General features: G+C 62.5%; 13 protein-coding genes. 9 read left to right on the top strand and 4 right to left on the bottom strand.

What is annotated here, in order from left to right; all coding sequences use genetic code 11:
• The first annotated feature begins 184 nt into the window (after positions 1-184).
• Positions 185-400: a dodecin family protein gene (locus tag QA643_RS07700; protein WP_283032590.1), complete on the top strand. Its 216-nt coding sequence runs from the start codon at positions 185-187 to the stop codon at positions 398-400.
• A 133-nt stretch (positions 401-533) separates the two neighbouring features.
• Here the strand turns inward: QA643_RS07700 and QA643_RS07705 are convergent, their stop codons facing one another.
• Positions 534-2,102, bottom strand: coding sequence for a DUF4403 family protein (locus QA643_RS07705; protein ID WP_283032591.1), 1,569 nt, complete (start codon positions 2,100-2,102; stop codon positions 534-536).
• A 325-nt stretch (positions 2,103-2,427) separates the two neighbouring features.
• Between QA643_RS07705 and QA643_RS07710 the strand changes: the two genes are divergently transcribed.
• The 3 genes from QA643_RS07710 (at position 2,428) to QA643_RS07720 (ending at position 3,926) form a co-directional block, all read left to right on the top strand.
• Complete coding sequence (locus QA643_RS07710) at positions 2,428-2,859, top strand: hypothetical protein (RefSeq protein ID WP_283032592.1); 432 nt, start codon at positions 2,428-2,430, stop codon at positions 2,857-2,859.
• 24 nt (positions 2,860-2,883) lie between these two features.
• Positions 2,884-3,573 (top strand): helix-turn-helix domain-containing protein, encoded by a 690-nt coding sequence (locus QA643_RS07715; protein ID WP_283032593.1) that lies wholly within the window; start codon positions 2,884-2,886, stop codon positions 3,571-3,573.
• A 65-nt stretch (positions 3,574-3,638) separates the two neighbouring features.
• Positions 3,639-3,926 (top strand): hypothetical protein, encoded by a 288-nt coding sequence (locus tag QA643_RS07720; RefSeq protein WP_283032594.1) that lies wholly within the window; start codon positions 3,639-3,641, stop codon positions 3,924-3,926.
• Between the two features lie 109 nt (positions 3,927-4,035).
• Here the strand turns inward: QA643_RS07720 and QA643_RS07725 are convergent, their stop codons facing one another.
• Positions 4,036-4,722, bottom strand: a complete 687-nt coding sequence (locus QA643_RS07725; protein ID WP_283032595.1) for a L,D-transpeptidase — start codon at positions 4,720-4,722, stop codon at positions 4,036-4,038.
• Between the two features lie 1,264 nt (positions 4,723-5,986).
• Here QA643_RS07725 and QA643_RS07730 point away from each other — a divergent pair.
• Both QA643_RS07730 and QA643_RS07735 read left to right on the top strand, forming a co-directional pair.
• Positions 5,987-6,190, top strand: a complete 204-nt coding sequence (locus QA643_RS07730; protein WP_283032596.1) for a hypothetical protein — start codon at positions 5,987-5,989, stop codon at positions 6,188-6,190.
• A gap of 715 nt (positions 6,191-6,905) precedes the next feature.
• The gene (locus QA643_RS07735; RefSeq protein WP_283032597.1) at positions 6,906-7,118 is read left to right on the top strand and encodes a hypothetical protein; all 213 of its coding nucleotides are present in this window, start codon (positions 6,906-6,908) and stop codon (positions 7,116-7,118) included.
• Between the two features lie 774 nt (positions 7,119-7,892).
• Here QA643_RS07735 and QA643_RS07740 read toward each other — a convergent pair.
• Positions 7,893-9,290 carry a TAXI family TRAP transporter solute-binding subunit gene (locus QA643_RS07740; protein ID WP_283032598.1) on the bottom strand — a complete coding sequence of 466 codons (1,398 nt, stop codon included), beginning with the start codon at positions 9,288-9,290 and terminating at the stop codon, positions 7,893-7,895.
• Positions 9,291-9,421: 131 nt separating this feature from the next.
• Here QA643_RS07740 and QA643_RS07745 point away from each other — a divergent pair, with 131 nt between their 5' ends.
• The 3 genes from QA643_RS07745 to QA643_RS07755 all read left to right on the top strand — a co-directional run bounded on the left by QA643_RS07745 (position 9,422) and on the right by QA643_RS07755 (position 11,986).
• Positions 9,422-10,477 (top strand): glycosyltransferase family 1 protein, encoded by a 1,056-nt coding sequence (locus tag QA643_RS07745; RefSeq protein WP_283032599.1) that lies wholly within the window; start codon positions 9,422-9,424, stop codon positions 10,475-10,477.
• Between the two features lie 76 nt (positions 10,478-10,553).
• Complete coding sequence (locus QA643_RS07750; protein WP_283032600.1) at positions 10,554-11,243, top strand: methyltransferase domain-containing protein; 690 nt, start codon at positions 10,554-10,556, stop codon at positions 11,241-11,243.
• Positions 11,244-11,368: 125 nt separating this feature from the next.
• Positions 11,369-11,986 (top strand): hypothetical protein, encoded by a 618-nt coding sequence (locus tag QA643_RS07755; protein WP_283032601.1) that lies wholly within the window; start codon positions 11,369-11,371, stop codon positions 11,984-11,986.
• A 236-nt stretch (positions 11,987-12,222) separates the two neighbouring features.
• Here the strand turns inward: QA643_RS07755 and QA643_RS07760 are convergent, their stop codons facing one another.
• Positions 12,223-13,887 (bottom strand): aminotransferase class III-fold pyridoxal phosphate-dependent enzyme, encoded by a 1,665-nt coding sequence (locus QA643_RS07760; RefSeq protein ID WP_283032602.1) that lies wholly within the window; start codon positions 13,885-13,887, stop codon positions 12,223-12,225.
• Positions 13,888-13,911 lie beyond the last annotated feature (24 nt).

Genomic DNA, 13,911 nt, shown 5'->3' on the forward strand with positions numbered 1-13,911 from the left:
TATCCAAGAATGGCCGGACGGCATCACGCCGTCCGGCCATTTTCTTTGGCGGAGGCCGATCCTCGCAATGATGCAGCGCTCCCTATCGGTGCGCCCATCGCGATGTTAGGTTGCAGGCGGCAGGAGCACCTGCCTCCTGCCTTGAACCCTCAGCAAGCAACCCCTGTATCAACGGGAGGACGACATGGCTGACAGCGTCTACAAGGTCATCGAGGTGATCGGCACCAGCTCGGAATCCTGGGAGAAGGCCGCGGCCGGTGCGGTCAGCCGCGCGGGCGAGTCCTTGCGCGATTTGCGCGTCGCTGAAGTCGTCAAGCTCGATCTGCAACTGGACGGGAGCGGCAAGGTCGAAGCCTACCGCGCCAAGCTGAGCCTGTCGTTCAAGTTCGAAGGGTCATAGCGGCGGCAGCGCGGCATCCCGGGCCGTCATTGCGAGGAGCGAAGCGACGAAGCAATCCACTCTTTCCCCACTGGGATAGATGGATTGCTTCGCTTCGCTCGCAATGACGGGGAAAGAGCGTACCAGCGCTCCCTTAAAGCGCCGGCAGCGCAGTCACGGTGACATTGATCGCGCCTTCGGCTTCGGCGATCACGCGCAGCGTCTTTGAATCGAAAGCGATGCCGGCGAGCTGCAATTTCGTGATCTCGGCCGAGACACGCAGGCCGTCCTCGTTCTTCTGGAAGTCGGCGATCACTGCGGCGATCTTCTTTTGCGCATTGCCGGCGAATGGCTTGAGGTCGATCGTGGCCTTTTCCGCTAGCGTCTTCTGCAGATGCGGGATTGCCGCGCGCGCGGCGGCCCCGAGCAGCCCGAAAGCGGCTTCGGACTCGACCGCGAGCTCGATGTCGCCGAGCCGCAGCGTCTGCTCGGCCTGATCGAGCACCGGCTTGCCCCAGATGTGCACATTGGCCTCGCCGCCGAGGCCGAAGAAACTCGTCTTCTCCTTGGCGCTAACTAGCAGCGAGATCAGCAGGCGGTTGCCGGATGCGGCGACGCTGGCGCGCTTGACCGTGACGTCGACCGCGCCCGAGCCGTCTTCAGGAAAGGTCTTTCCGGCGAACTGGGCCTCCACGATCCTGGTGATCTCGGTAAAGGGCATGTCGATGGGCACGCCGATCGCGACCCGTCCTGGCATCGGCGGCACGATGGCGATGGTGGCGGGAAACGGGCAGGACGGTTTTGTCTCGGCAGGCGTGATCCGGGTTTCCGCCTCGATGCCGAGCGTCAGTATCAGGTTCGCGGCATCGACGCGCGGCTGGGCGGCGATCGCCCGCGTCGGGCGCAGTTCCAGCCACAGCGTCGGCATCGTCGAGCCTGATGTCGTGCCCTGCAGCGGGATCGAGCGGCAGGCTTTTGCCCATTGCGTCCGCGCGTTGCGCTCGAAGGTCGGATCGTTCTTCATGCGCGCCTGCACCAGCGCGATCTGCTCGGCGACGTTCTGATCGATCAGCGGCTTGACCTGCGCCGGCACGTTGACGCGCGCGCCCGCCATCGTGAGGCTGGTGTCGCCGAGATTGACCTGGCCGGCGAGGTTCGGCTCGATGCGCCAGTTCGTGGCGATCCGCGGCTTTGAGGTGATGACGACATTGCCCTTGATCTCGGCGCTGGCGTTCAGGTTCTTGATGTTCACGCTGCCGATCTGCTTGGCGACATTGCCGCCGAGCAGGCCGCCGATCGCATCACCGACCGCGCCGGTCGCCTTGGCCGACAGCGAGCCCGTGACGTTCAGCGTGCCGGTCAGCGGCGTCGCGAGCGACAGCGCATCCTGCGCACCGGTCGCGCTGATCGGCCCGCGCGCGGCGGTCCAGCCGATGTCGGCGTTCTGCAGGATCTGCGAGATCGGATTGTCGGCCTTGCCGGCGAAGTTGCGCGGCGCGCCGCGATCGGCGGCATCGCGGATCGCCGACAGCGCGACCGCGATCGGCGCCATCACCGTGGAGGCACGCGCCGCCGGCGGCAGCGGCGGCAGTTCAGCGAGCGGCGGCGGCCGGTTCGTAGCGCGCGGCGCCACGACGTCCATCACCTTCAGACTGACGGCAAACGAGACGACAAGGACCGCAAGCGCGATCGCCACCGTTTTGAGATGCACCCGCCGACGCATCGTCTCCCGGACCCCACTGTAACGCCCCGTCGCATTTTACAGGGAAGGCGAGAGTCGCGCCAGTGCCGCAGGTTCCGACCGGCGTGCCGGGATCGCAACCGCGACCCCCGTCGGACCGGCGGTGCCGCACGCTGTCTCTGCGCCGGCCTGGAGCCAAGTCCTGGATGGACCGCTCGCTGCCGAAGGCCGTCCGAAGAGAGGCACGCAACGAATGGCGCGGTCGGCTTCGCGGCTTCATTGCGGTAGCAGGCCGAAAGCCTCGCCCGCGATTGACTCCATAATCTGTACTGACTACTATAAAAAATGTAGTAAGAGGGAGTTTTCGATGTCAGCAGTCCCGTATGCTGCTCGTCCGGCCGACGCCCGCCGGTTTTGGCTCGGCTTTGCCGCCTATCTTCTTCCATCGTTTCCAATCGCCTTCGTCTGGCATCTCGTCCTGTTCGAGCAGAAATATCATGCGCTTCAGATCTATCGCGACGAGCCGGTAATCGTTTTCGGGCTAGGTTCAATGATCATACAGGGGGCGATCTTCTCGTGGTTGTTCCCGCGCGTCATGCGGGGCAGCGGATCGATCCTGAAGGACGGCCTCGTGTATGGTCTCGGCGCGGGCCTGTTGTCATGGTCGTTCACGACGCTCGCCGTCGCAGCCAAGAATGTGATGGTTTCCGTTCCGGACTACGTGCTGCTGGAAACCGCGTTCACGATCCTGCAGTTCGCTGTCGTCGGTCCGTTAATCGCACTCGCCTACCGAAGATGATGCGGAGGAGCCAATCCCAGAGGCATGACTAACCTTCACTATCCGCAATTCTGTGCGCTTGCCCGCGCGGCGGAGATCGTCGGCGAGCGTTGGACTCTTCTGATTATCCGGGAGCTGCTTCTCGGGCCGAAGCGATTTGGCGATCTGCTTGATCATCTCGATGGCATGAGTCCCACCTTGTTGACGGTGCGCCTTGCCACGCTGATCGACTGCAACGTGGTGCGTCGAACCGCCTTGCCGCCGCCGGCCAACGCGCAAGTGTACGAACTGACGGAGATCGGTCGGGAAGTGCAGCCCGCGATCCGGGAATTGATCCGCTGGGGCGGGCGCTTCCTGTTCCCGCCGGTGCCGGGCGACACGTTCGAATCAGATTGGGTGATGCTTGGCCTTGATGCCATCGCGAAGCGTTCGCCGGTGCCGGAAATCAACGTCGGCGTCGTGGTTACCCATGGCAAGAAATCGGCAGGCTTCACCGTCGCGGGAGGCGGCTCGGGCACGTCGATAAGGCGAGGCATCACAGATTGCAGGGGGACATTGGAAGCCCCGTTCGACGCGGTGCTGCAGATCGTTGCGACGAGCGTATCCGTTCAAGATGCGATCGAGGCGAAGCGCGCCAGGGTCAGCGGCTCCGTCGCGGCGGTTCGCAAGCTTCCGCTTCTGTTCGACCTTGCCGAACGTCGCCGCGCAGCGCCCGCGGCAAACCGAGAGGGGTGACCGGGGCTCGGACGAAATCACCGCAGCCGAAGTTCGATGAGTGCCTATCGCGAAAGGAGCCGCGCATGAAGAAGTTTGTCCTGCTGCACTATGGATTTGAAAAGCCCACCCCGGAAATCATGACCGCTTGGGGCAAATGGTTTGAGTCAAACAAGCCGAACATCGTGGACATGGGCGGCTTCGGCCACGGTCGAGAAATCTCGAAGCAAGGCACCAGGGAGCTTCCGCTCGGCCCGGACTCCATTACCGGTTTCATGACCGTCAACGCTGCAAGTTTCGACGACGCGGAGAAGATGGCGCAAGGCAATCCCTTCATCTCGAGCATTCGCATCTACGAAGTAAGGTCCGCCTGATGCAAGCGACCGCATCGCCTGACATCACACGGCCGGTTCACAATGCCACACCTGCAAAAGCGGCCTCGGCCGTGCCGAAGCCGCTTGCAATGTGTAAACCGGCTCGCGCTTAGCGGATGGTGCGGCCGAGGTCGGCGCGGCGATCGGTCATCGGCAGCACGATCACCTTGGTGCCGACGCTGACCCGCGAATAGAGGTCGATGACGTCTTCATTGGTGAGGCGCAGGCAGCCGGAGGAAACGCGGGTGCCGATGGTCTCCGGCGCGTTGGTGCCGTGGATGCGGTAGATGGTGCCGCCGAGATACATGGCGCGGGCGCCGAGCGGGTTGCCGGGGCCGCCGGTCATGTGGCGCGGCAGGTAGGGCTGGCGCGCGATCATTTCCGGGGGCGGCGTCCAGTCCGGCCATTCCGCCTTGCGGGTGATCGTCTGGGTGCCCGACCAGGTGAAGCCGTCGCGGCCGATGCCGATGCCGTAGCGCATCGCCTGGCCATTGCCGAGCACGAGATAGAGGTAGGTGTTCGGCGTATCGATGATGATCGTGCCGGGCGCCTCGCGGCCATAGTAGTTCACGACCTGGCGGCGCAAGCGGGCCGGCAATTCAAAATGCTCTTCCTCCTCCCGGGGCGCGACTGCGGCCGGCGGCGGGGCGGCTTCAAGTTGCGGCTGAGGCAGGAAGAACGGAAACAGCGGCAGCGGGGCCGCCGTCGCGGGTGCGGAATAGGCGGCAGCGCCCATCGCGAAAGCCCCGACGGCGGCGACGGCAAAGCGGATCTTCTGTCGAAATGAATTAAACATCGGTCGTCCCCTGTTCTACGCCCAGTCGCGCCGTTATTCGGCGCATCGTTGGGCAAAGCTCTACAGGTGAACCGTTTCAGGACATTTGCACGAAATCGCCAAAATGGTTTCGTCGCGTTAGGGGATTGTTTCGTTAAGGTTTCGTTGATCGGGCGGGTGTGACTGGCGCCTCCTCGCAAAAGGCGTACGGCCGGCCCGCCACTCGGTGGGGGCGTGCGGCGGCAATTTGCTTGCGACCTCAGGGGCTTCATGGGTTTGTAGGAACGGTCACAATCAATCGGCGTTGGACTGATAATCCAGCGATGAGCGAGGCTGCCATGACGAGACCAGCTATCTTACTTAGTGCCGTTCTTGGCACTTCTGCCTTGATATTCCTAATGGTGCCCGCCGGTCCGGCAGCGGCGCAGCACGTCATTACCAATCCGGGCTGGTGCGCCCAGTTCTATCCGAATGCGAATTGCCAAAACTACGGGCCCGGAAATCCCTATACGAGCTATGGTTGGCGGCGGGGATACCGCGCATATGGCTATGCAGGCGATCGTCACCATTGGAGTCATCGTTACCACCGCCGCCATTGGCGCTGACGCCAACTGCGCCGAGGACTCCGCAGGACTGTCTCGATTGGTCCGGCCTATCCGACATGGCTGACTTGCGGCGGTACCGCCGCTGGCCGCGCGCCAGCCTACAAAGAGGTGGGCGGCTGCTTTTAATGGTGCTCCTTCGACAAGTCGATCGCTTGTCTGTTTAGGCTTGCATTTTGGTTCACTGCGAGCCGGCGTTGTGGCCAAGGTCGTTGGAAGGCTACTCGCTCCAGCGTGGCTGTTCGCCTTGTGGAGACACGCCCGCTAGCGCCGGCGCGCCCGGACTCTGGGGCGTCGACTTCCAGGTTCTGTCGGCCAGGTGCAGGATCACAAATAGAACTCCGCCCGCAAGGCAGACGATCGCTACCCAAGCATGTCGCCTGCGAGCATGGCGGGCCTTAGCTGCATCCCAGAAGCGCATCACAGTTGCATCGCTTTGATTGCGACCTGAAGACCAAACTCCGTATCTTGTTGGCTGGTTCCCTGGCCGCTTGCGCTGCCGCTCGGGGCGGTGCGCGAGCCGAGGGCATTCGATCAAACCGTCCGCGCTATTGCTGAACTTTTTTGCGGTTAAGGGTCTCGATGCTCGTCGTTATGAACGGGAAAAAGCGGCAATAAATAGGAACTGCCTCAGCCCTCGATTGTTTGTCCGCGGCGTCCAGCGCGCGTCAGAGGGGGATCAAATGAAAAAACAATCAACCCCGGCCAACAAGGCAGGTTCGCGAGTAGACCTTTATCTGCTGATGAACGAGGTCTTTGCTCTACGCGACAAGGCGAGAGCAATCGAGGCGAGGGCCAAAGCCGAGAAGAACGGCCGACATAATCCAAACCGCGGGCGCAAGGAGCCGGCGCGCAGCCGTTCGACGGCCGTGGATACTCTTCGATGAGGGCGCTGTTCGGACTAGCTGCTCCAGCCTATCTTCGGTGGCGGGTTGCAGGCACGAAAACAGACGATCCATCCAACTTGTGCAAGACAGCCGACATCGATTTCGCGGCGCTGGTAAACGGTCGAACAGGCGTTGTCGTTGCCTCACCGGCAGGTCCGGCTCGCACCAAGCTTCGACACCCGATGAAGCGGTACATGGTCGTGCTTGCCTATGGGCTTGTCGCATGTGCGGGAATGGCAGCATGGGTCTATTTTCTTGCCCTGGCGGTGCTCAGAGCTGTCGGGTGGCTGCTTAGTTGAAAGATGGCCTCCGCCTGCGAATTTGCACGACTATGGCGTGATTTGATCGAGCTCCCCCGTGCCGCAACAATCGGGCTCCTGCTACGAGCCGGAAGGAATTCGACGTTCACCCATTCAGCGGTATGGACTGCAAGTTAGTCAACTAGACTACTTACTCAGATGGCGGCCATTGAGCAAAGTCCGAGCACGGCATTCGTACTCGTCAGCTAACTCTCTAAGTCTGCTGGCAGCGCGCTCGTGGTTCGTTTCATCGGCGAGTGCACGACAATAAGCAGCATGATGTCCACCCGAAAACAACAAGGTTCGTTCATCAGAGTCGCAGTGTTCAACTAAAGTATGCCGGGAAAATTCGGCAACAAAAGTAGGCGCAGACTGTTGAGGATAGCATCGGGGACTTGCGCAAGGGAGTTTGCTGCATGGATCGCTCTCTTTACTCCCTCGCGACAGACCAAGCGTGGGCCATCTACCTGGCTCGAAATAGTGCGGTAGCTCCGGCGGATGAGCGCGGCTGCACGTTGGAGCGCTTTATACGTGGGCGTTGGCAGGCCGGCGAAGCCGACCTCGATGAACTGACGTGCGCCGGATTGTCGTTTCTGTCGCGGCTTGACATTCTGCCGGAGCGCTGGTGAGCGTCCGGCGACTCTCCTGGCAATTGTTGCATGCGATCGTAACGCACAGCTCGCGGCCCGACCTTATCTTGGCTGCGTTGTCGTTCTGCGTCGCCGGCTGGATAATTTGCGGGCTGAGAGCGGCGCTGGCGTCCTAGAGTGAGCGGCTCAGATGCCTCTAGTCGCAAAAGCAGATGCAGGTCCTCGCGATGCCTAGCTTGCCTCTCGGCCCCTCGTGGCCCGCTCACCTCATCAGGTAGTTGGTCGAGATGCTGCGCCAGGCGGCCGAACATTTCACGCTTGGTCTTGTCGGTAGCTAGGTCCCGGACCAAGCGCACATTCGGCTGCGTCCTTCCGCAGCTTCTCGATATGTTTTGATGATCTTTCATTGGTGTGCGCTTCGTTGTCCAACAAGAACGTGCCACGGCGCACCAGACCAGCGGACTAACAAATGTTAGGCCGAGGATGGAATGCCTCTTGTTAACCTTTCGCTTTCATTGAAATGCCGCAAGCGGAGTACTGAGCACGGCCCCGCCCGGGGCTTGGGGGCGTGGTGAGGCGGGCGCCGTGCCGAGCCAACCGATACGCTCACTGAGTCGGCCCGGCCAAATGAAACCAGAATGTCCGAAACGTGGCGGGCCGTTAAGCCAGGCACGAAACTCAGGCGCAGCTCGGTCCAGAGGTGAAAGTGATCCTCTGCCTGATTAACAATTGTTAGGTTTGGACCGAAGCTCTAAGGGTGAATGATCTTGCTGCCGTGAGGACGAGAACCACATCGATCTCGAATACGGTTAGCTAACCGACGCGCACTCGCGGCGTCTCGGCCGCACCAGCACTGGCCAGCACTGTGCGGCGGTCGGCAACGGCGTGATGAAATTGCTCGAGCGCGAGGGCGATCACCGAGAGGTCGCTTTCCTCGACGGTGCCGTCGTCATAGCCTTCGAACGCTTCGCGCAGCATGTCATCGGCTGCGCCCTGCATTTGTGTGAGTTCGTCCGGCGTTGCGGCCGTCCTTGCCCTGGAAATCAACTCCAGCAGATTGTCGCGGTGGGCGACGTATTGCTCGCGCTCGTCCCTGTTCCAGTAATGTCTGAACCAGGCGCCGGCCGATCCAAGGCCCGAAACGATCAGCACCGCGAACCAGAGGTAGTCGGTGTATTTTTCGAGGAACGTGCGCTCGTTGCCGTCGATATAGGCGGCGGCGCCCGCATGCGCCGGCAGCGCCGCGTCCTTGTCGGTGTCGGGCTTTTCGATCTGCGATGCCGTCGGCATTTCCCGCGCCAGCTGCTGGCGGTTGGTGAAGAGCTGGCGGGCGAAGGCCGCGACCACCGTATCCGACAGGGATTTCTGCGCGATGATCAGATGGTTCACGGCCACCGTGTCGACCTTGTCTTCCGGCCGCTGCGGCGAGGAGCCGAAGATGCTGGCGGGAATTTCCTCGGATTCATAGATCGGGTTCTTCTTCGCGATCGCGTCGGCAACTTCGACCGGGAGGAACTTCGGCTCGCCGCGTGCGGTCGCCGTCGCGGCGATCGCATCCACCGTGATCTTGCTCTTGAGCGGACCGACCGCCATGAAGGCGTCGACCGACTGGTCCTTCGCCATGTCGCCGATCTGGTTGGTCGCGAACTGGCTGATCGTGACCTTGTCGGGATTGACGCCGGATTCTTTCAGGATCGCGCGGAGCAGCGTGGCATTGGCCTGCGTCCGTCCGATCACGCCGACGCGGTGGCCGGCGAGTTCGTCGAGGCTCTTGATCTTCGCCGTCGGCTGCTTCTTCGAGCCCTTGGCGGGACGTCCGGAGGGCGCCCACAGTACGACGACGTTCTTGCGCAGGATCGCGACCGACTCGGCATTGGTCGGCAGGTTCAGGTCGCCGCGCGCGACCGCAAGGTCGGCCTTGCCGGCGGTGAACGCGGCAATGCTCTCCGAAGTTCCTTCAGTTGTGACCAGCGACAGCCGCACCGCGCTGCCTTCGCGCGCAAAGGTCTGCGCCATGAGCTGAACCAGTTTCTGGTCCTCGCTGCCGGCCGGCCCCACCGCAATCCGCAGCGTGGTCGGCCGCAGAACGTAGTACAGCGTGCCGGCCGCGATGCCGAACGCGAGCATACCGGCTGCGAGGATCAGCAGCGCGTAGCTCTTCTGCTTTCGCCGCCGGCGGGTTCGCGCGGAATTGTCGTTCAGGTTTGACATCTTACTGTCACGTTACACGAAAAGCATGGAGATGGGTTTAAAAAACAACCTTACAGAACGATGACGTCATACGCCTGAAATATCCATGTCCCAACGTCCGATTTGAGAATCGTTAACTTCGGATTCGGGCCATGAAGATCTTGATTGCGACGGATGCGTGGCATCCGCAGGTGAACGGCGTCGTGCGTACGCTGACCTCGCTTTCGCGCAGTGCAGCGGCGCTCGGCGCCGACATCAGCTTCCTTAACCCGGAGGGATTCCCTTCGCTGCCATTGCCGACCTATCCAGGCCTGCGCATCGCGCTGCCGACGCCGGGCGAGATCGCGCGGCGGATCGAGGCGGCGGCGCCCGACGCCATTCACATTGCGACCGAGGGGCCGATCGGCTGGATGGTGCGTGCCTATTGCCGCCGCCGCAAGCTGGCGTTTACGACGTCCTATACGACACGCTTTCCGGAATATGTCGCCGTCCGCACCGGGCTTCCCTTGAGCATCGGCTATGCGGTGATGCGGCACTTTCACGCGGCGTCTTCCACGGTCATGGTCGCGACCGACTCGCTGCGGCAAGAGCTTGCCGCGCGCGGTTTCCGCAGGCTTGGCTTCTGGACGCGCGGCGTCGATACCGAGCTGTTCAACCCGCATAACCCCGCCGTGCTCGACCTGCCGCGGCCGATCTTCATGACCATGGGCCGCGTTGCGGTGGAGAAAAATATCGAGGCGTTTCTGTCGCTCGACCTGCCGGGATCGAAAGTGGTGGTCGGCGACGGGCCGCAGCGGGCGCAGCTCGAAGCGCAATATCCGGATGTGGTCTTCCTCGGCGAGAAGAAGGGCGCGGACCTCACCACGCATCTCGCCGCCGCCGATGTCTTCGTGTTCCCAAGCCTGACCGACACGTTCGGCGTGGTGCAGCTCGAGGCCCTGGCATGCGGAACGCCGGTTGCCGCGTTCCCGGTCACCGGCCCGAAGGACGTCATCGCTGACCATCCGATCGGCGCGCTGGATACCGACCTCGGCGCAGCGTGCTTGCGCGCGCTGCATATGTCGCGCGAGGCGTGCCGAAACTTTGCGCTGGCGCGCTCCTGGGAAAACAGCGCGCGGCAGTTCATCGGCAACCTGACGGCGCTGCAGCCGAGCCGCACGCTGCGGCCGGTGCTCGGGGCAACAGCGACAGGCACCGTGCAGGGCTGAGCGCAAAAAGGCTGCGCTCAGGAAAGTTCAATCGCAACAACCGTGATGTGCGTGAGACGAGAAGGCAGAACCAACCATGGCAGATATCATCAAGCTTGACGGCGCAAGGCCGCTCGATTTCGACCGCGAAACGGTTGAGCAGGCCTATGACCGCTGGGCGCCGGTCTACGACCTCGTGTTCGGAGGCGTGTTTTCGAAGGGCCGCAAGGCGGCGATTGCGGCGACCAACAAAATCGGCGGGCGGGTGCTCGAGGTCGGCGTCGGCACCGGCATCTCGCTGCCGCTCTATGCGCCGCATTTGCGCATCTTCGGCACGGACATTTCGGAAGCGATGCTGCAGAAGGCCAAGAAGCGCGTCGACGAATTCAGCCTGAAGAACGTCGAAGGGCTCGCGGTGATGGACGCCGAGAACCTCGAATTCCCGGACGATTCTTTCGACGTCGTGATGGCGCAGTATGTCGTCACCGCGGTGCCGAACCCGGAAAAGGCGCTCGACGAATTCGCCCGCGTGCTGCGGCCGGGCGGCGAACTGATCATCCTGACCCGCGTCAGCGCCGACGCCGGCATGCGCCGCTTCATCGAGCAGCGGCTGCAGCCGGTGGTTCGTCCGCTCGGTTTCCGCACCGCCGAGTTCGCCTGGTCGCGCTACGCAGCGTGGCTGGCCGGTGCGCGCGGCATGGAGCTGGCGGAGCGCCGCCTGATTCCGCCGCTCGGTCATTTCTCCCTGGTGCGTTTCCGCAAAGCCGACGTCGCCGCGGCAGCCTGACGCGTAGGTGTTGTCACTTGCGTCATCGCGTCACTGCGAACAGTCACATGTCAACTTCATGATGTCACATGCCGGACATCGAATCCCGATAAACCGTCAAACAGGAAAGAATGAGGGGGTAGAGAATGATTAAGGAATTCCTACAGGAACTGAAGACGCAGCGCTGGGACGACCATCGCTACTATCACCACAGCCGCATCAACCAGTCGCTGCACTTCGTCAGCGCGCTGAGCTTCCTGTTCGCCTATGTGATGCTGTTCTTCGATCCCGTCGTGTCGGCGCTGGTCGGCTGGCTGGTCTCGATGACGACGCGCCAGGCTGGCCACTTCTTCTTCGAGCCGAAGGGCTATGACCACGTCAACCAGGCGACCCACGAGCACAAGGAAGATATCAAGGTCGGCTATAATTTGCAGCGCAAGGTCGTGCTGATGACGATCTGGGCGCTGTCGCCGGTGGTGCTGTATTTCACCCCGACGCTGTTCGGGCTGGTCGAGCCCTGGGCGACCACCGCCGACTTCATGCGGCAGGTCGCCAAGGTGTGGCTGGCGGTCGGCATCGGCGGATTGCTGTTCCGCACCGTCCACCTGTTCTTCATCCGCGACGTCGAGACCGGCCTCGTCTGGATGACCAAGATCCTCACCGATCCCTTCAGCGACCTGAAGCTGTACTACAAGGCGCCGCTGTACCTGATGAAGGGCGAATTGATCGATCCGGGCCTCGAGAAGCACGTCAAGCCGGCGTGATGCCGGGTTTGATCAAACGACGCCGTCATGGCCGGGCTCGTCCCGGCCATCCACGTCTTATCTGCTGCCGGCTTCCCCACGTTGCCTCCTTCGTCATCGCGAGGAGCGAAGCGACGAAGCAATCCATCTATCCCCGTGCGGAGATGTGGATTGCCTCGCTTCGCTCGCAATGACGGTCTCACAACTGGTGCTTAAGACGTGGATGGCCGGGACAAGCCCGGCCATGACGAGTAGCCTCAGCGGCCCAACCGCTTCCGCAACATCTCTTTCAATATCCGCCGCTTGATATTCTTGTTGGTCAGCGCAGCATCATGCCACCACCAGCCATCGTGCTTCATCTTCTCGGCCGCTGCGACGAAGCGGTCGGCGACCTCGTTGAAGTCGGCGTCGGTGTAGTTGAGGCTGAAGATGAAACGTCCGGTGCCGACCCAGCTCAAGGCCAGCCCCTCGGCGCGCAAATAGTATTGAAGCATCCAGTTGTAGCGGGAGGGTTCGGTATACTGCACCATCCAGATCGAGGAGAGATTACTGACGCGGACGGGCAGGTCGCCGGTGGCCAGCCGCTCGTTCAACGCGGCGGCGCGACCGTTCCAGGTCTCGTCGAGCCCATTGTAAACCGCATTGAAGTTCGGGCTGGCGAGTCGGCTCAAAAATTCGTCCATCGCCGTCATCACGTAGGGATGCGAATTGAAGGTGCCGCGGGCGAAGCAGACGTCGGCGGGGCGATCGTCGCGGAAGCGCCGCATCAGGTCCCTGCGGCCGCAGACCACGCCGACGGGCAGGCCGCCGGCGAGGCTCTTGCCATAGGTCACCATGTCGGCGCGGACGCCGAAATATTCCTGCGCGCCGCGGGCGGCAAGCCGGAAGCCGACGAAGACTTCGTCGAAGATCAGGACGATGCCGCGCTCGGTACATACCTCGCGCAGCTTTTTCAGCCATTCCGTATAGGCCACACGATCGAACGCGCCCTTGCGCGAACTGTCGACCAGCGCGGAATCGCCGGGCGCGTTGGCGTTCGGATGCAGCGCCTGCAAGGGATTGACCAGCACGCAGGCAATGTCCTTGCGCGTGCGCAGCACATGCAGCGTGCGCTCGGACATATCGGCCAGCGTATAGGTCTCGTGCGGCGATACGGGATTGCCGACGCCGGGCTGCACGTCGCCCCACCAGCCGTGATAGGCACCGGCGAAACGAACCAGATGCGAACGCTTGGTGTGGTAGCGCGCCAGCCGCACCGCCTGCATCACGGCTTCGGTGCCGGACATGTGGAACGAGACTTCGTCGAGGCCGGAGATTTCGCAGAGTCGCCGCACATTCTCGTTGATGACGGGATGGTAGGGGCCGAGCACGGGGCCAAGCGCACGGGCGCGCTTTTCGGCTTCCGTGATGCACTCCTTGTAGAAGTCGTTGCCGAAGATGTTGACGCCGTAGGAGCCAGTCAGGTCGTAGAACACATTGCCGTCGACATCGGTGACGGTGACGCCGGCGGAAGACTCCATGAAGGTGCCGGTGCCGAGATTTTCGCGAACAAGCCGGCTGTACTGGAACGGCACCCGGTAGGATTCGGTGAACTGCAGATCGGAGATATGCTCGGCGGCCTCCGCCGTCATCTGCCGGCCCTTGGCGTAGCGCTCTTCGAACAGGCAGGCGAGGCGGAAGAAGGCGTCCTGCCGCTGCATGGCGATGTCAGGGGGCGCGCCGTCGGAGGCAAAGAAGCCGGCGATATCGAACTCATAATGCGGTACCAGCCGCGCCACCATTTTGGACATTTTGGAATGTCCAGTCAGCGAGCGGTGCTTGGCGCGCGACAGCGCGAGCCGCGCCTGCAATTTGGGGAAGACGGCCGCGGCGCTTGCGACTGCGGCGGCGGACAGCGAAAGAATCGGAAGGGACGAATCCATGTCTGAAGCGCTAGCCAATCCTGC

Origin of the sequence: Bradyrhizobium sp. CB3481 (genome assembly GCF_029714305.1) — a bacterium.
GTDB lineage: Bacteria > Pseudomonadota > Alphaproteobacteria > Rhizobiales > Xanthobacteraceae > Bradyrhizobium.